This is a genomic window from Novosphingobium aquimarinum (assembly GCF_009746585.1).
In the GTDB taxonomy this organism is placed as follows: Bacteria; Pseudomonadota; Alphaproteobacteria; order Sphingomonadales; family Sphingomonadaceae; genus Novosphingobium; species Novosphingobium aquimarinum.
The window spans coordinates 17,447-33,487 of the sequence record NZ_WRPO01000034.1; the positions used below are offsets into that span (position 1 = coordinate 17,447).

The window sequence follows — 16,041 nt, forward strand, 5'->3', positions numbered from 1 at the left end:
TGTATGCCTTGCGCAATCGACAGCCTGTCTCTAGCCTATGGCAAGCCTTTCTCGGACAACACTGAGGGAAATTTCAAGAATGCCCGCAATTTCGGTCGCCAATCCCAAGGGCGGAGCCGGCAAGACCACGCTGACCTTCGTGCTCGCCTGCGAACTGGCCCGCAGCGGCGCCTCGGTCGCGGTGATCGACGCCGATCCCAACGCGATCATTGCGGGGTGGAGCCGCAAGCGCACCGAGCAGGGCAAGGCCATTCCCTTCGAGATCATCACCGGTCCCAAGGAGTCCGAACTGGTGCGCCTGATCGACCAGCACACCGCCAGCCACGATTTCGTGCTGATCGACCTCGAGGGCACCGCCTCGCGCATGACTTCGCGCGCGCTGGCCCGTTCGCACCTGGTGCTGATCCCGTTCAACCTCTCGCCGATCGACGCGGAGCTTGCCGCCAACGCGGTCGGCCTGATCCAGGAAGAGGCCGAGGCGCTGGGCCGCGATATCCCGTTCCGCCTCGTGCGCAGCCGCGACAATGCCGCGATGCAGACCAAGACCGCGCGCCGGATCGTCACCGCCATCGACGAGGCCAAGCTGCCGCTGCTGTCGGTTGGCCTGGTCGAGCGCGCGGCGTTCCGCGACGTGTTCGATTTCGCCGCCACGCTGGAAGAGCTCGACGAGGCGACGACCTCGGGCGTGCCCGCCGCCAAGGCCAATGCCTACGAGATGGCGCGCGCCGTGCTGCAAGCGGTGCAGGAGGAGATGGCACAATGAGCGGCTATGGCTTCGGCAAGAAACCCGCAAAGGATGACGGGGCAGGGGAGGGCAAATCGGATCGCCTTGACCTTACCGGGATCGAGCGCAAGCCGGTGGTCGTCGATCCGGCGCGCGAAGAGGCGGCCTTGGCCCGCGGCGCCGCACTCGGCTTCGTCGACCGCAGCCCCGGCCGCGACGAACCCGCGCCTCCGAGCACGACCCGGCGCCGCCGCCGACCGGCACAGCCCCAAGCCAGCGTCTTCATCAAGGGGCCGCAGGACACGCTCGACTGGTTCGTCGAATACACCAACCAGCGCGGGCATCGCTCCTACTGGGAAGCCCTCGAGGAATTCCGCGCGATGGTGGAGGGGAAGGGCTGACGGGTTGTAAGCTTGGACGTGCGTTTGAGCTTGCAAGAGTCTGAAAATAAAATGCTGCCTAAAGACGCCTAACGCTGGTTAGGCGTCTTTAGAATGTTCAGGAAGTCGGCTAAATTCCTGAACGCAACGAGCGCGATAAGAGAGATATTTAGGATCGCTAAAGGATATCTAAAATATAGCCTCTAGGTATGCCTGATCCTTGGGAACGAGATTGCCTCTTGATCGCAACAGATTTGAGTGCATTATACGAATAAGGAGTGCACTCATGCTTGCCTCGTTTCTCGACGATATCCGCGAAGGCGATCTGATCGCGCCGCGCCGCATGGCCGAGCGGCTGCGCTTGCCCATGACTCGCTTGTCGCGCCTTGCCCGGCTCAATCGAAACACCATGATCAGCCGGCCAGAAAGTCCGGCGGTGCAGGAAAAGCTCGGCCAGATCGCGCGGATCATCACGCACGCCGCACAGCTCGCTGGGGACGAGGCGCGCGCGATCATCTGGTTTCGTCACCAGCCCCTGCCAGGCTGGAACCGCACCGCCGAGGAACTGGTCGAGGAAGGTCTGGCGCGCGAAGTGCTCGACGATCTCGATCGCCACGCCGAAGGCGTTTATTCCTAAGGGCGGAGAAGCTGCGGGGAGGGCAGGGGCAATGCCATCCCCGTACCCCATGCGGCCGCTGCGCACGACGCTCTGGCGCATGCTGGCGATCCGCTACCAGCGCGATCCACTTTCGGGTGAGGGCGCGCGCCTGCTCGGTGGCCGCTGGAACGCGCGCGGCAGGCCCGCGCTCTACCTCGCGACCGACCCCGCCACCGCCGTTGCCGAATTCTACCAGGGCCTGCCCAAACCCGGTACGCTCGCCCCCTATCGCCTCGAGGCCGGTGCCATCGCCGATCTCACCGACGGCGCCGGCCGCCCGCATGACGCCAGCGTCGAACACGCCTGCAACGCCGCCTGGAAAGCCATGGCCGCCCGCGCCAAGCCACCCCCCAGCTGGGATCTCGCCGAAACCCTGATCGCCGCCGGCGCCCAAGGCGCGCTCGTCCCCTCCACCCAGAACCACGGCGGCACCTGCCTCGTCCTGTGGCACTGGCACGACGGCGCGGGGGAGGGGGCGGGGGAAGGACAGGGCGAGGGCGCCGCGCTGACCTTGCTCGATCCCGAAAAGTCGCTGTTGAATGCGTAAACCTTCACAAGCAAAAGCGGATATAGCCGTGACGGATTTTCCGGCGCCGGATAAACCGGCACCGGGAAATCCGGCGCCGGACAACCCGTCATTCACGTCAAGACCAAGGATCGACGACGCCCTGTCACGCGTCCTACATCCCAGTATCCTCGAGCAGTCCCATAGCCATCGCTTCTATGCGAGCTTTCCAAGCCAACCGCTCGCGCCATTCGCCAGGAATGGCGGATGCCCCCCAGGCGGCTCCCGCGAGCTGGCCGGTGATCGCGGCAGTGGTATCGGCATCCTCGCCGAGATTGGCCGCTGTAAGGATGGCCTGTTGGAATGTACCACTGCAGCCGATGGACCATAGCGAAGCCTCAAGGCTGTGCGCGACATATCCGCTCGCCTGGACCTCGTGCCGAGCCTTGCCGCGCCACGATCCCCGGCAGATCGCTTCTATGTGTCCTGACAAGCCCTCGGGGCAAGTGCGCAGGATTTCGCCGAGCGGGCGGCCGTCGATAGCGTCGGCCAGCATCTGCGCCCAGGCGACACAGGCCTCGACTGCCTCGGGCGCGGCGTGGGTGGTGCGGCTCTGCCGCGCGGCGACGTCGACCAGCTTCGTGCGGTCGCGGTGGAAGCGGATCGCCACCGGAGCCAGGCGCATCAGGCTGCCGTTGCCGGCGCTGGCAGGGTCGGTTGATCCCGCCACCGGGTCGCCGCTGTGCCGGAAGCGCGAGAGCGCGGCCGAGGTTGTCGTGCCGATGTCGAAGCAGCGCTGATTGTGCGAGTAGGTCCCCTCGTCGCGCCAGCTGACGAAGCGGCGCATTAGATCGGCCTCGTCGAGATCGTCGATGTCGCACAGGCTGTCGGCCAGTGCGAGCGCCATCGCGGTGTCGTCGGTCCATTCGCCGGGCGCGAGACGGAAGGGGCCGCCGCCGATCATGTCGGTGAGGAGTGGGTAGCTATCTCGCGCCCGAAACTCGAGCGTGGTGCCCACCGCATCGCCGACCGCGAGGCCCAGCAGCGCGCCCATCGCGCGGTCGCGGATAGCCGAAGCACTGGTGTCGCGGATCGAGGGCGCAACCGGCCTGCAGGCGCGCACGTGGCGTTCCTGCTCGCGCGTCTCGATGGCGCCGGGCCGCGTTTGGCGCAGTTTGCGGATCACCTCGTCCGGCTCTTCGCCTAGCTCGACGAGCAGCCGGGCGGCCACGGTACCAGCGCGGCCGAGCCCACCCTTGCAGTGGATCAGGACATCGAAGCCGCAGGCAAGCCGGTGGCGCAGTTCGGCTCCCGCGCTTGCCCACGCCGCCTCGAAGGCCTTGCCTGGCGCGGTGACGTCGCGGATCGGCAAGTGATACCAATCCATGTGCCGCGCCGCCACGGCCTCGCCCATGTCAGACACCTGCAATGCGGCCAGTTCGTGCTCCTCGATGAGGGTGACGACGACGCAGGCGCCCCAGTCATGCACGGCATCGAGATCTGTGGCGAGATCACGGCTCCATTGCCCGCTCATCGCCGAGGCCTGGGTCTTGCCGGGGCAAAAGGTCACGCCGATGCGGCCGCCGACCGGAGTGGTCAGCGTGGCGATCTGCAAGGGGTGTGAGTGGCTGGTTCGGATAGGCTGCGTCATGACTTGGTCTCCTTAGCTGTTGATGGCAAAGGAATATCCGGGCCGGCGGCGCACAGGTTGGTCGCTCGGGATTTTTCGCGGGGAGACGGGGCATGGGGGGCACGTGATGCGCAAGGCGATAGGCTTCTACTGGACGCTGCCTGTGCCTTGGGCGCAGTTCAACGCCGTCGATCCGCACGACATCGACAAGGCCGCCGCGCAAAGCCGGACCATCGCCATGCAGCGCCGGATCGTGCGCGACTATGCCCAGAGGGAGTTCGAGATTCTCGAGGAATCCGCGCATATCGAACTGGCACCCGACCGTGGCACCGAAGAGTTCGTCTCCGGCCTCACGAAGCTGATTGAGCGGGCGCGGGCGCTGGAAGCGACAATCCTCCTCGTCGATTTCGGCGCGGCGACCCACCAGCGCACGCACCAGCATCTACAGAAGCTGCTGGACCAGAACGCCGACCTGTTTCTGCCGATCTGGCCGGGCGACGATCAGACCCAAGGTCTGGTCGCCCACTTCGGCCAATGGCGCGAACGTCAGACGGAGTGGACCAGCGGCAAGTCAGCTCGTGTCGCCAAGGCCCTCGCCCGCGCCGAGCAGCTGCTGGGCCAGGGCGCCACGCTAGGCAAGGCAGCGCTGGCATTGGAGACCGAAGGCCTGCGCAGTGCCACCGGCAAGCCTTGGACCGCCGCCGGCCTGCGCCAGGCAATCAAGGCGAAGACCTGAGCTGAGGGCAGGGCCGCTGGCAGGCGCGCGCCGAATATAGCGCTGAACCCTGGACTGCACGCTACTCGCCGGATGATCTGATCAGGGCCTTGATCGAGGCAGCCGTGATCCGCGTCGCGCCCAGGATATTCACTCTTTTCAGCTTCTTCTGGTTCATTAGCTTGTTGATCGTGCTGCGGCTGCATTTGAGAAGCTTCTGGGCCTCTTTGACGGTCTTCAGCATTGCATTCGCCCTTTCTGCACTTTGGCACTCACGGAGGTCTCGTGGTGCCCTGCCACGGGCGCTGGGGAGCGGGCTGAGCGCCCGGTATTTTTCGCAAGTTCGCGGGATGGCAGGAAGGCTTTCCCGAACGTGAGGCACGAGTTCCGGTTCAACTTGAAACTCGCGCAAACGTGTCCGCGGATGTATGCGACAGTACGCAACTGTTTGCCCATTCTTGCGGACGGCCTTGGGGAAGGTGTTTGAGATCAGTATCTTATGACGATCGTTCGACGGCCCGCCTTATAGGCCCGCTGTTTTTCCGGTGAGGTCTGTATAGATGCCGCAGGAAGATCGATCAGATGCCCACCCCAGAGGGGCCTGGGGTGGTGCCCGCCGTTTGCCGGGACAGAAAACTTCGTCGCTGACCTTCGCGACATGCCAGCGCTTGCTTGCTGCCGTTGACCGGGCTGAAGCAAAGGGCAAACCGCTCAATATCAAGGTCGATATCAGCTGGGAGCATGGCGGCGTGCCGGAAAGGCAAGTGACGCTTGCCACGCAGATCCTGGTCCGGAAGGTGCGCGACTGGATTCGAAAACATGACGGCCCGCTGTGCTGGATCTATGTCCACGAACGCGGCGTTCGGGTTGGGGCGCATGTGCATATGCTGCTCCATCTGAAGCGAGATCTGATCAAGCCATTCCGCAAGGCCACCAGACATTGGGTTATCGCCGCGTTGCCTGGGGGACGGTACATCAGGGGCACGATCAGAGCCGAAAGGCTTCGCGGCGCTTTCGCGAAAGATGGCGTATCGGACGCGCTCTATCGTCACGATCTGCAGCGCCGGCTCCAATACATGCTGAAGGCGGCGGACCCGACACGCAAACGCGAACTGGGTTTTGACGACGCACCGCCGACCGGCATTCGCTGGGGCCAGAGAAGCACCGTCTACGGCCGCCGCGCCGGATGGTGGCAGGAAAGGGCAGGTACGCGTGATAGTCTGATAGGCATTACGGCCGAACCAGATCCCAGCGATCAAGGCGAACGCTTGGGCTGAAGCCAGGTCGCAGGACCACATCCTGCATCGGGATGCAGAGGCGTTGCCGTGGAATTGCGCCGATTTTAGGACGCTTTGCGACAACCTCGAGACGGAAAGGCCGGGTTGTCCGCAGAACCCGTGGTTGTCGCCAGCAGGTTGTCGGGCGGGGGTAAAGACAACCAGGTTGTCGCTGTGACAACCTGTCAGTTCGCCAGTCCAGGGGCTGGTGCTTGGCGAACGCCGGCTGCCAGCCCTTGGTCCGTCGTCTATGCCACGGACGCCGCCAGCAGCGCCTTGATGGAATCATGGGTGATGCGGGCTACGCCTGGCAGCACCTTCACCCGAACCAGTTTTCCCTGATTGATGAGCTTGTAGACCGTGGTGCGGCTGCACCGCAGGATCCGGCAGGTCTCTTCTATCGTTTTCAACATGCGCCATCCTTTCTGGTTTTTGGCGCACTCACAGGTTCCGTCACGACCTTGTGCGGACAAAGCCAATCGCGAGCGCGACGCCAAATTCTCCTGAAAGGCATCCCCCCGGCTTTCGCGTCAGCTTATGGGACCTTGCTTGCCGCTCGTAGTGAAGCAATTCAGCCTCAATCGAATTGGAGCCTCTTGATGACGATTGCCGCCTATGCCGAACACGGACAATTCGCGCCGCGTAAGATGGCGGCGGTCCTGCGCACCACCAGCGACGAACTGGCTGGCACCCTGGGGCTCGGCAAGGATGCCATTCAGCGCAAGGATCGGATCGCGTCGGACCGGACCCAGCGACGCCTGCGCCAGATGGCTGAGGTCCTGAGCAAGGTTGAGCCGCGGTTTGGCTCGGCCATGCTTGCCTATGCCTGGTACCGTTCGGAGCCTCTCCGGCGTCACCTCAAGGTTTGTGCGCCAGACAACGATTTGGCGGACATAATGAGAACACTGGCTATGCCACGAGTTTGAGGCGGGCCATGGGATCGTTGAGGGTGCGGAACTCGCCAGGGGAGAGCCGGTTTGCCCTTTGCCACAGATAGTCGCCGGTCAAACTGATATGCACCCAGCCCATCGGCGAGAGATGGGCAAGCAGCGCATCATCGAAGGTGCCGCCGGATGATTGGAGATGCTGGGCGGCCCTGTCCATATAGACGGTGTTCCAGTAAGAAATCGCCGCGATCAGCAGATTGAGGCCCGATGCCCGATATTCCTGATTCTCGATCGAGCGATCGGTGAACCGCCCCTGTCGGTTGGTGTAGATCGCGGCGGCAAGGGTATGACGTGCTTCGCCTTTATTGAGGCCGGCCTGGCAGGCGCGACGCAAGTCGGGCTGTTCAAGCCAGTCGAGCGCAAATAGCGTCCGCTCGATGCGGCCGAGTTCGGCCAGCGCAAAATCCAGCCTGTTCTGGCGCTTGTAGGCGGCCAGCTTGCGCAGGATCGCGGAGGGCGCAACGGCTCCTTCCTTAATGGAGGCGACGATCCTGACGATGTCATCCCAATCGGCTTCGATCGCCGCCGTCTTGATCGTGCGGCCCATGAGGCTTTCGATGCCTTTGTAGGTCGAAGGCGCGGCGATCGAGCCGAGTTTCCGGTCGGCGATGTCGCGCAGACGGGGCACGAACCGGAAGCCGAGAAGATGGCAAAGGGCAAAGACATGGTCCGTCGCGCCGCCGGTATCAGTGTAATGCTCATGCAGCGGTAGCGCGCCGGCGCCGAGCATCAGGCCATCCAGCACGTAGGGGGCCTCGCCGGCGGTGGCCGACATGATCCGCGATCCGAACGAGGCAAAATGATCGGACAGGTGGGAGTAGATCTTCAGGCCCGGCTCGCTGCCATATTTCGCATTGATGTCGGCCGCCGCCGATCGGTTGCGGCCCGAGCGGAAGAACTGCCCATCGGAGGATGAACTAGTGCCGGCTCCCCAATGGCGCGTGAAAGGAAGATCATGGTGCGCGGCAACGATCATCCCCAACGCGGCCTGATAGTTTTCGGGCGACAAATACCAGTTGTGGGTCCAGGCAAGCTGGGCGTAGCTCACCCCGTCGCTGGCGTTGGCCATGCGCTCTAGACCCAGATTCGATCCATCAGCGAGAATGGCGGCGAGGATCGCGTGCGGGTTGTCATGCTCCTTGCCGGACCGAAGATCGCGAAATGCGCTCAGGAACCCGGTGCGCTCGGCCACCTCGACCAGGAGTTCGGTGATCCGCACGCGCGGAAGCAAGGCGTCGAGCCTGCGATCGAGAGCCTCCGCCTCGGGTGGAGTGATCGCCGGCATGGGTTGCAGCTTGAGCCGGTCGCGTTCGAGCGCCACGCCCGCGAGCCTGTTCGCCTTGAGTTGCTTGGCGAAACGGCGCAGCCGCCAGTCGAGCGTCCTTGCCCGCTCCTCCAGATAGGCGGCCGCATCGGTCTGGAATGGCAGGCTGTCGGCCACCTTATCGGCATCGCGTCGACTCAGCAAATAGGTGTCGAAGCGGCGATAATTGCGGGTTCCTTCGACCCATATGTCGCCGGCGCGCAACCGATCGCGCAGCGTGGCCATGATGGCCGTCTCGTATCGCCGGCGATCGACCTGGCCACCTTCGGTGATGAGGCGCTTCCACTGCCGGTTGGCGAATGGGAGCGGAACGCCCTCGGGCAGGCTGCGGGCCTTGCGGGCATTGGTATCGCGGATGACCTCGATGGCCTTGACCAGTTGCGATCCGCTCCCCGATGCCTTGAACGTGAATGTATCGAGGAAAGCCGGGCTGAACCGCCGCAGCGTCGCATAGCGACCAGTCGCCGCGACAAGCGCATCTTCGCCCGCCAGCTCGGCCAGCGCATCGACCTGCGATTTGGCTGCGACCAGTCTGTGCCAGCCTACCGCTTCGTCGATCAGTTCGAGCGGATTACCGCCATGTTCGACCGCCTCTCCCAGCGCGGCGATCGTCGCGCCGAACAGCCGCATAAGTTCGCCGACCGAGCGGATGCTGTCCTGATAGCGCCTTTCCCGCCCGCGCCGCGCCCGTGTGAACAGGCTTCCGACAAGCCTGTCGAACATCTGGATCGCACCATCGGCGAGCCTGGCATCGAGGTCGATGACCGCCGCGATCAGCGTCGCGCGGCGCCTGTTAAGGCTATAATCGGAGAGCAGGAACGCCGGCGCAACGCCACCTTCGCGCATGAACTGCGCGAACCGGAAGTCGGGGATTTTCGCGCCGATCGCCGGGTCGATGCCGATTCCGCGCACATAGCGTAGCCGTTCCAGCAGCCCGTTGATGTTCGCCGTGGTGGGCGCTTCCTCGAAATTGCGCAGCCAGGCCAGCGGCGTCATGCCGAAGTCGCTGTTGTTGACGATCAGATCATCGATCCGCGCCAGTTCGGCATGACCCAGGCTTTCGACAATGAGCGCCGCCGCGGCTTTGCGGGCGCGTGCCCTGCCGGCGAGGCCCGCACGTTCGAGCGTGTCTGCCGATGGAAGAATGAAGCGTTCCTGCTTCAGCCCCTCCATCAATGCGCGGACAATAGGTTCGCCCCGATCGGTCCGCTCCGCAGCTCTTGCGGCGAGATCGAGCGCGAGCGGTATATCCCCTCGCCGAAAAGGGTGTAGCCCCAGATGCCGTGCCGCAATGTCGGCATGATCGTTACGTGTTTGCGCGCGCTGGCCATAGTCGGCGAACGCATCAACATCGACGAAGAGCTGGGCGGCGAGATAGTGAAGGACCGCATCGGGGACGTCGACGTCGGGCTGCAAACCGAAGCCGGGATGCCGCATAAGCGCGATCTGCGTTGCCAGACCGAGGCGGTTGGCAGGGCGATAGCGGCGACCGACCAGTTCGAGATCCTCGGCGGCAAGGGTATAGTGGCCGACGATCGCGGTTTCGTCATGGGGGATATCGAACAGGCGACGCCTTTCTTCTCCGGTCAATAATCGCCGCCGCGCCATCCTGCCTCCATCCCGAGTCGAGAGCGACAGGCTAGCGTCAATCTGGAGTATAGCCTAACCGGACGTCAGGATGCAGCGGCGGTTTCTGTCAGGATAGGGTTATGGCAAGCATTTATTGACGCATGTTCCGCCGTGTCATAGAATTCAACCTGACATTTTGACCGGAGGCGGCGATGAAAGGCCAGAGGATCGGTTACGTCCGGGTGAGCACATTCGATCAGAATGTCGATCGCCAGTTGGACGGGCAGTCGCTCGACCGGATTTTCACCGACAAGGCATCGGGCAAGGACATCAACCGCCCCGAACTCGATGCCATGCTCGCCTTCGCCCGCGAGGGTGACACCGTCGTGGTCCACAGCATGGATCGATTGGCGCGTAATCTCGACGATCTGCGCAAACTGGTTCAGTCCCTCACCAAAAGAGGCGTCCGGATCGAGTTCGTGAAGGAAAGCCTGGCCTTCTCGGGCGAGGATTCCCCGATGGCCAACCTGATGCTCTCGGTCATGGGTGCGTTCGCCGAATTCGAGCGCGCCCTGATCCGGGAGCGGCAGCGCGAAGGCATTGCGGTCGCCAGACAACGCGGTGCTTATCGCGGGCGGAAACGTTCCCTCTCCGACGAAATGGTCGCCGAGCTGCACCGCCGTGTTGATGACGGCGAGCGCAAGGCCGTCATCGCCCGTGACCTGGGGATCAGTCGCGAAACCCTCTACCAGTATCTCCGCGCTGCCACCTGAGCCGGTTTCACCCAGCCTCGCTCACCCTTAGGCTTGTCTGATTGATACGACCAATGTCACGTCTCTTGAATTGCTTGAATCATATCAATGAGGATTGGAGGTCTCCTTCGTCAAACGAATGGCAAGAGCGCGACCGATTGCCGCTGCGGCGACTGGCTGGACGGCGCTTGGCGGAAATGGTGCAACCGAACTAGCATTGATCTCGCAAAGCGCATAGGAGCCATCGCTGATGGCTTCACCAGGGCGAAATAGGAAGTCGGCGTCCCAAAGAAGCGGAAGATCGTGGTCGACGATCGACAGCAACCTTTGCATCTCTGGAATCCAGCGATCCTCCATCGCTTTCCGTAAGGCTGCGAAGCGCGTCACCTCCGGTCCGAACATGGCGCGGCCCATCGGCTGTGGGGTTGACGACGTTGTATCAATGGCCGTTGGCGTCATCAGCGCAGTGATCAGGTTGTGCCCAAAGCCAACCACTCGGTGCCCGCACACGTAGCAGCGGACCATGCCCTCGGACGACTGCGGCTGATAAGCCTGATCGATCAGCACGCCGCCGTCGTTTAGAAACGGCACCCACCTTTCCAAGCACTCGGCTAGGCTGATGCGCTCCGATTTGCTTCCTTGGCGGGCCTCTTGAACTTTCACCGACGTTTTCAAAGCCGGAGCGTTTCCCGCTTCGTCTAGTTGGACACGCCATACATTCCTGCCGCCGTTGCCGTAGTTCGGCTTCAGCACGCGCGGGCCTGCGGCAAGATGTTCGGGGAAACGAGCGCGAAGGCCTTCAGCGTCCACGTATCGATCGACATCGCTGCCCCATTCCATGGATCGCGTTGTGTAGAGCACTTCCTTGACGCCGATTTTGGCGATCACGTCAGGATGCGCGCTGACGACAACGCCGCACCCCGCGACTTCGCGCAGCATTGGATCGAGCTGCGAGCGGTCGCCTGAAATGTCCAACGGATTCACCCAGACCAGCACTGCGTCGCACGACAGCAGCTCGTCCCGAATCTCGCGAACCGCCTCGTCCCTGTACAGTACAGGCCTTGCGGTCGCCCCGAGCGCCCGCAAGGCCTGCATTATCGGCCACTGCCGGGCTTCATGAAAGCGATGCGTCCACTCGGCTGCTTGCCCACGCCAAAGAAGAGCGATGTTCGGGCCGGATGTCATTGTTGCATCTCCCCATCGGACCTGTCCCCTTTGTGGTCGCGAACTCAGGTGTCGCGCAGCAGTGGGTGTTAAGCCACGGCGGTCGGGTTCAGCCGCCGCCGCGCAAAGCCGCGGCATAGCGCCGGTCGACCACTTCCCAGTCGATGTTGCGGAAGAAGGCGTCGACATATTTGGCGGCGGCGGTGCCGTAATCCATGTGGAAACTGTGCTCGTACATATCGAGCGCGAGCAGCGGCACGCCGGCAATCGCACCGTGCATATGATCCCACGCCCAATGGTTGTGCAGCGAGCGCGTGTGGAGATTGTAGACGAGCACGCACCAGCCCGATCCGCCGGCAAGGCTCATCCCGGTACGGCGGAAGTCGGCTTCCCAGCGGTCGAACGAGCCGAACGCCGCGCCCAGCGCGTCGCGGATGGAACCGGCTGCCTGGCCGTTGCCGCCGAGCCCGTCGAAATAGACCTCATGGAGCACGACCGAGCCGGTGCGGTGCAGCTCCTCGCGCTTCAATCCGCCATAGACCACCGGCGGCAGGTCCGTGTCAGCGAGCGCGGCGGCAAGTCGTGTCTCGATCATATTCAGGGCCTTGACCGAGCCCGCATAATTGTTCTCGTGGTGCGATGTGATCAGCCTTTCGGAGAGGCCGTGAAGCCTGGCGGGATTGAACCTGAGCGGCTTGACCTGATGATTTCCGGCAAAGGCGGGGACAGCCGCCGGCGCTGCGGCCGGCGTCTGCGCAGAGGCTTCGTTGATAGTCATGGCGGCGGCTCCGATGCCAAGAGTTGCGATTGCACTGCGTCGGGAAAGATGGTCGATCGTCACGCGTCACTCCTTCAGATGATCATTACATATGCGGCCCCGAGGACCGAGCAGACGCCGAGCACCGGCAGCATGCCGGCCTTGAACCGGAACATGGCGAGTATCGCACCCACCGCGAGCGCCAGCGCCGGCCAGTTGACGGACGTTAGGACTGGGAGATCGATGGTGCCGGCTGCGAACGGCACTTCGCGGACTTGCTCGAACAGAGTGTGGATACCAAACCAGACCGCCAGATTGAGGATCACGCCGACCACTGCGGCGGTGATCGCCGAAAGCGCGGCCGACAATGCGCGGTTGCCGCGCAGCCGCTCGATGAATGGCGCGCCGGCGAAGATCCACAGGAAGCATGGCAGGAAGGTAACCCAGGTGGTGAGGATTGCGCCGAAGGTCGCGGCGACGAGCGGCGGCAGCCCGGTCGCTTCGCGGAAGGCCGCGAGGAAGCCGACGAACTGCGTCACCATGATCAGCGGCCCGGGCGTGGTCTCGGCCATGCCGAGCCCGTCGAGCATCTCGCCGGGCTGGAGCCAGCCATAGGTCTCGACTGCCTCCTGCGCGACATAGGCGAGCACCGCATAGGCGCCGCCGAAGGTCACCACCGCCATCTGGCTGAAGAAGGTGGCGATGCGGCTGAACACGTCGTCGGGGCCGAACGCGAACAGCAGCGCTGCGACCGGCCCGAGCCAGAGCAGCAGCAGGACGCCGGAGATGCGCAGCGACCAAGAGAGGTTCGGCCGGGCATGGTCGGGAAGGCCCTCGCCAAGAGCGGTGTCGCGGTCGTGGATTATCTCAGCGCCGGCGGGACCATGTCCGCCGCCGCCCTTGAATGCGGCGTAACCAGCGCGGCCACCGAAGAAGCCGATCAGCGCGGCGGCAAGCACGATCAGCGGGAAGGGCACGTCGAGCACGAAGATCGCGACGAACGCCAGCGCGGCAAAACCGCGCATGACGTTGTTCTTCAAGGCACGCGAACCCACCCGGACCACCGCCTGTAGCACCACCGCCAGCACGGCGGCCTTCAATCCGAAGAACAATCCCTCGACCAGCGCCACTTCGCCGAGCAGCACATAGACATAGCTGAGCCCTAAAATCGCGAGGAAGCCGGGCAGCACGAATAGCGCGCCCGCGACCAGGCCGCCCTTGGTCTTATGGAGCAACCAGCCAATATAGACAGCTAGCTGTTGCGCTTCAGGGCCGGGCAGCAGCATGCAATAGTTGAGCGCGTGGAGGAACCGCTCCTCGCCGATCCAGCGCTTCTCCTCGACCAGGATGCGATGCATCACCGCTATCTGGCCCGCCGGTCCGCCGAAGCTGAGCAGCGCGACCCTGATCCAGACGCGCACCGCCTCGCCAAAGCTGATGCCGTGCTCGTGCAGCGTCTCGACTGCGATTTCAGCGCGTGCGCTGGCCTCCATCTTTAGTCCTCTTTTCGCCGGGTGAAGTGAGCATAGAATCCGTCGAGCGCGGTCGATCCGCGCGCGATCCGCTCCTCGTCGTCGTCGGTGCCGGCACAGATGCCGGCGATAAGCGCGCTCACTCCCGGAGTTTCCGGGCGCTCGAACCGAGCATCGGCAATATCAAGGTCGTGAACAATTTCGCCGAGCGCCCGCAGCGCGGGGTCGGTCTCGAGACCGGTGAGGAACACCAAGGTCTCGAAGGAGCAGCGGTCGCCTTCGTGGGTGAACTCAGCGTCCGCCATGTCGAACCTCAGTTCGTCAGGCTCCGGCACATATCCTTTGCCCTCGACGAACTTGAAGCTCGCCTCGGGGTCGATGAAGCGGCGAATGAGCCAGGCGGACGCGATGCGATCGACATGGACATGGCGGCGCGTCACCCAAACGCGGCGCTTTAGCTCCGCCGGGGTCAGCTCGGGCGCACCGGGGCCGCTCACATCGGGATGTTGGTGAGAGCGGCGGTCCGCCTCGGTGATGGCGGCCTGTGCCGCCTGCCGACCATGCGCACCGAAAAAGTCGATCGCGGCGACCTCGTTCAGGCGTTTGCGCAGGCGGCCCACATCCGCCGCCGCGACATACTCGCCCTCACACAGCGCGCGCGCCTCGCGTGCCAACTCCTCATAGTCGGCGTCACGCGCAGCGTCGAACACTCCGCGCAGCTCCGCATCGCCCATGCCGCCGACAAGGCGCGCTTCGAGGATCAGCGCCTCGCCGCCATTTTCGGTGATCTCGCGATGCAGTTCTTCGAACAGCGCGCGCGTGTCCTCGCGATTGGGGAGCGCATGGACGGCGTTCTTGAGCGGCGCGGCCCCGATCGCCTGCAAACGCCGCCAGACCTTCACCCGCAAATAGGCAGGCTTAGCCGGAAGCTGCGGGATCAGGAGCAACCAAGGGGAAGCTTGTGTGTTTGTCATAGTTGTATCGTCACTAGCCTACAAGTGTAAGGGTTGCATCACAAGCCTCATGAGCATAGGACTGCTTATCCCGAAGAAAGAAACCGGAGCGCAATGTCGCGGCTCGCCGGCGGCGCGCTCGCATGACGTGAGGCTTTCCGTGTCGAGTGCGCTGATGAAGGATCAATTATGCTGAAAAAGACCATCGCCTTGGGATTCGCCAGCCTCCTGCTGGCAAGCCCGGCATGGGCAGCGCCGGACTGGTCGGCTGTCGACCGGGCGATAGGACGAGCGGGGGCCGAACAGCCGGGGGGCGTTCACCGCTACAGCTTCCCGCGTTCGGACCTGAGCGTCACGCTGGATGGGGTGACGATCAAGCCCTCCCTCGCGCTCGGCTCTTGGGCGGCGTTTCAGCCGATGGGCGACGAGGCGATGGTGATGGGCGATCTCGTGCTGACCCACGACGAGGTGAACCCCGTTTTGAGCCGCCTGCTCGCAAGCGGTTTTACGATCACCGCGCTCCACAATCACCTGCTCCGCTCTTCGCCTGCGACCATGTACATGCACATTGCCGGCCACGGCGACCCGGTGAAGCTCGCGGCCGCGCTCCGGCAAGCGCTATCAGCCAGTCGGACCCCGCTCGCCGCGCCGCAATCGCCTTCGGCCAGCGCAGCCGCATCGCGGCTCGACCTCGATGTGGCCGCGCTCAACCGGTTGATGGGCGGTGAGGGCAAGACGGCCGGTGGCATCCTCCAATACAGCTTTCCGCGCGCCGAGCGGCTGATGGACGGCGATATGGAGACTCCGCCGACGATGGGCACGGCGACCGCGATCAACTTTCAGCCAACCGGGGACGGCCGAGCCGCCATCACCGGCGATTTCGTACTTGTCGCAAACGAGGTCGATCCGGTCCTGCGCGTGCTGCGGACGAACGGGATCGAGGTCACGGCGCTGCATAATCATATGCTAAACGACGAGCCGCGGCTGTTCTTCATGCACTTCTGGGCCAACGACGACGCAGCCAAGCTCGCCCGTGGGCTGCGCGCGGCGCTCGACAGGATGAACAATCAGAGGAGTTGAACTCGGACGACGGCTCATTGGGCCGTAACCGCCGCCCGCCCGACCCCACGGCCCTTATGCAGGAAGTGGAATGGAACATGGCTAGCAAACGAACTCTCACTGTTGTCGCAGGCGTGGGCGCGGCCGCGCTGGCG

At 63.9% G+C, this 16,041-nt stretch carries 16 protein-coding genes; 9 read left to right on the top strand and 7 right to left on the bottom strand.

Annotated features, from left to right (window positions below; translation table 11 throughout):
* Positions 1-79: 79 nt before the first annotated feature.
* The 4 genes from GQO94_RS19885 to GQO94_RS19900 all read left to right on the top strand — a co-directional run bounded on the left by GQO94_RS19885 (position 80) and on the right by GQO94_RS19900 (position 2,309).
* Positions 80-763: a ParA family protein gene (locus GQO94_RS19885; protein ID WP_156843134.1), complete on the top strand. Its 684-nt coding sequence runs from the start codon at positions 80-82 to the stop codon at positions 761-763.
* A complete protein-coding gene (locus GQO94_RS19890) occupies positions 760-1,125 on the top strand; it encodes a hypothetical protein (RefSeq protein WP_156843135.1) in 366 nt (121 codons plus the stop codon). The genes GQO94_RS19885 and GQO94_RS19890 overlap by 4 nt, the downstream gene beginning before the upstream one ends.
* Positions 1,126-1,390: 265 nt before the next feature.
* The gene (locus GQO94_RS19895) at positions 1,391-1,741 is read left to right on the top strand and encodes an antitoxin Xre/MbcA/ParS toxin-binding domain-containing protein (protein ID WP_156843136.1); all 351 of its coding nucleotides are present in this window, start codon (positions 1,391-1,393) and stop codon (positions 1,739-1,741) included.
* A gap of 31 nt (positions 1,742-1,772) precedes the next feature.
* The gene (locus GQO94_RS19900; protein WP_156843137.1) at positions 1,773-2,309 is read left to right on the top strand and encodes an RES family NAD+ phosphorylase; all 537 of its coding nucleotides are present in this window, start codon (positions 1,773-1,775) and stop codon (positions 2,307-2,309) included.
* A 133-nt stretch (positions 2,310-2,442) separates the two neighbouring features.
* Here the strand turns inward: GQO94_RS19900 and GQO94_RS19905 are convergent, their stop codons facing one another.
* The gene (locus tag GQO94_RS19905; protein WP_198046074.1) at positions 2,443-3,918 is read right to left on the bottom strand and encodes an ADP-ribosylglycohydrolase family protein; all 1,476 of its coding nucleotides are present in this window, start codon (positions 3,916-3,918) and stop codon (positions 2,443-2,445) included.
* Positions 3,919-4,021: 103 nt separating this feature from the next.
* Here GQO94_RS19905 and GQO94_RS19910 point away from each other — a divergent pair, with 103 nt between their 5' ends.
* Positions 4,022-4,633 carry a hypothetical protein gene (locus tag GQO94_RS19910; protein ID WP_156843138.1) on the top strand — a complete coding sequence of 204 codons (612 nt, stop codon included), beginning with the start codon at positions 4,022-4,024 and terminating at the stop codon, positions 4,631-4,633.
* A 61-nt stretch (positions 4,634-4,694) separates the two neighbouring features.
* Here the strand turns inward: GQO94_RS19910 and GQO94_RS19915 are convergent, their stop codons facing one another.
* Positions 4,695-4,856 carry a helix-turn-helix domain-containing protein gene (locus GQO94_RS19915; RefSeq protein WP_156843139.1) on the bottom strand — a complete coding sequence of 54 codons (162 nt, stop codon included), beginning with the start codon at positions 4,854-4,856 and terminating at the stop codon, positions 4,695-4,697.
* A 316-nt stretch (positions 4,857-5,172) separates the two neighbouring features.
* On the opposite strand from GQO94_RS19915, the gene GQO94_RS19920 reads away from it, so the two are divergent.
* Together GQO94_RS19920 and GQO94_RS21540 are read left to right on the top strand one after the other, a co-directional pair.
* On the top strand, positions 5,173-5,889 hold the full coding sequence (locus GQO94_RS19920) for a hypothetical protein (RefSeq protein ID WP_156843140.1): 717 nt from the start codon (positions 5,173-5,175) through the stop codon (positions 5,887-5,889).
* 212 nt (positions 5,890-6,101) lie between these two features.
* On the top strand, positions 6,102-6,815 hold the full coding sequence (locus GQO94_RS21540) for a hypothetical protein (protein ID WP_232333049.1): 714 nt from the start codon (positions 6,102-6,104) through the stop codon (positions 6,813-6,815).
* Here the strand turns inward: GQO94_RS21540 and GQO94_RS19935 are convergent.
* Positions 6,799-9,768 (bottom strand): Tn3 family transposase, encoded by a 2,970-nt coding sequence (locus tag GQO94_RS19935; RefSeq protein WP_008603805.1) that lies wholly within the window; start codon positions 9,766-9,768, stop codon positions 6,799-6,801. The two genes, GQO94_RS21540 and GQO94_RS19935, sit on opposite strands and share 17 nt — an antisense overlap.
* 173 nt (positions 9,769-9,941) lie before the next feature.
* On the opposite strand from GQO94_RS19935, the gene GQO94_RS19940 reads away from it, so the two are divergent.
* Complete coding sequence (locus tag GQO94_RS19940) at positions 9,942-10,502, top strand: recombinase family protein (protein WP_017184234.1); 561 nt, start codon at positions 9,942-9,944, stop codon at positions 10,500-10,502.
* Positions 10,503-10,586: 84 nt separating this feature from the next.
* Here the strand turns inward: GQO94_RS19940 and GQO94_RS19945 are convergent, their stop codons facing one another.
* The 4 genes from GQO94_RS19945 to GQO94_RS19960 all read right to left on the bottom strand — a co-directional run bounded on the left by GQO94_RS19945 (position 10,587) and on the right by GQO94_RS19960 (position 14,848).
* Complete coding sequence (locus GQO94_RS19945) at positions 10,587-11,666, bottom strand: Cj0069 family protein (RefSeq protein WP_157838154.1); 1,080 nt, start codon at positions 11,664-11,666, stop codon at positions 10,587-10,589.
* A gap of 88 nt (positions 11,667-11,754) precedes the next feature.
* A complete protein-coding gene (locus GQO94_RS19950) occupies positions 11,755-12,423 on the bottom strand; it encodes a superoxide dismutase (RefSeq protein WP_017184236.1) in 669 nt (222 codons plus the stop codon).
* 74 nt (positions 12,424-12,497) lie between these two features.
* Positions 12,498-13,895 (bottom strand): chromate efflux transporter, encoded by a 1,398-nt coding sequence (gene chrA, locus GQO94_RS19955; RefSeq protein WP_008603799.1) that lies wholly within the window; start codon positions 13,893-13,895, stop codon positions 12,498-12,500.
* 2 nt (positions 13,896-13,897) lie between these two features.
* Positions 13,898-14,848, bottom strand: a complete 951-nt coding sequence (locus GQO94_RS19960; protein WP_025160483.1) for a chromate resistance protein ChrB domain-containing protein — start codon at positions 14,846-14,848, stop codon at positions 13,898-13,900.
* Positions 14,849-15,016: 168 nt separating this feature from the next.
* Between GQO94_RS19960 and GQO94_RS19965 the strand changes: the two genes are divergently transcribed.
* Positions 15,017-15,907, top strand: a complete 891-nt coding sequence (locus tag GQO94_RS19965) for a DUF1259 domain-containing protein (RefSeq protein ID WP_008603797.1) — start codon at positions 15,017-15,019, stop codon at positions 15,905-15,907.
* Positions 15,908-16,041: the final 134 nt, after the last annotated feature.

Coding starts and splice junctions, on each gene's coding strand:
- GQO94_RS19885 (WP_156843134.1), top strand. CDS start 80: ATGCCCGCAATTTCGGTCGCCAATCCCAAGGGCGGAGCCGGCAAGACC.
- GQO94_RS19890 (WP_156843135.1), top strand. CDS start 760: ATGAGCGGCTATGGCTTCGGCAAGAAACCCGCAAAGGATGACGGGGCA.
- GQO94_RS19895 (WP_156843136.1), top strand. CDS start 1,391: ATGCTTGCCTCGTTTCTCGACGATATCCGCGAAGGCGATCTGATCGCG.
- GQO94_RS19900 (WP_156843137.1), top strand. CDS start 1,773: ATGCCATCCCCGTACCCCATGCGGCCGCTGCGCACGACGCTCTGGCGC.
- GQO94_RS19905 (WP_198046074.1), bottom strand. CDS start 3,918: ATGACGCAGCCTATCCGAACCAGCCACTCACACCCCTTGCAGATCGCC.
- GQO94_RS19915 (WP_156843139.1), bottom strand. CDS start 4,856: ATGCTGAAGACCGTCAAAGAGGCCCAGAAGCTTCTCAAATGCAGCCGC.
- GQO94_RS19920 (WP_156843140.1), top strand. CDS start 5,173: ATGCCGCAGGAAGATCGATCAGATGCCCACCCCAGAGGGGCCTGGGGT.
- GQO94_RS19935 (WP_008603805.1), bottom strand. CDS start 9,768: ATGGCGCGGCGGCGATTATTGACCGGAGAAGAAAGGCGTCGCCTGTTC.
- GQO94_RS19940 (WP_017184234.1), top strand. CDS start 9,942: ATGAAAGGCCAGAGGATCGGTTACGTCCGGGTGAGCACATTCGATCAG.
- GQO94_RS19945 (WP_157838154.1), bottom strand. CDS start 11,666: ATGACATCCGGCCCGAACATCGCTCTTCTTTGGCGTGGGCAAGCAGCC.
- GQO94_RS19950 (WP_017184236.1), bottom strand. CDS start 12,423: ATGACTATCAACGAAGCCTCTGCGCAGACGCCGGCCGCAGCGCCGGCG.
- chrA (WP_008603799.1), bottom strand. CDS start 13,895: ATGGAGGCCAGCGCACGCGCTGAAATCGCAGTCGAGACGCTGCACGAG.
- GQO94_RS19960 (WP_025160483.1), bottom strand. CDS start 14,848: ATGACAAACACACAAGCTTCCCCTTGGTTGCTCCTGATCCCGCAGCTT.
- GQO94_RS19965 (WP_008603797.1), top strand. CDS start 15,017: ATGCTGAAAAAGACCATCGCCTTGGGATTCGCCAGCCTCCTGCTGGCA.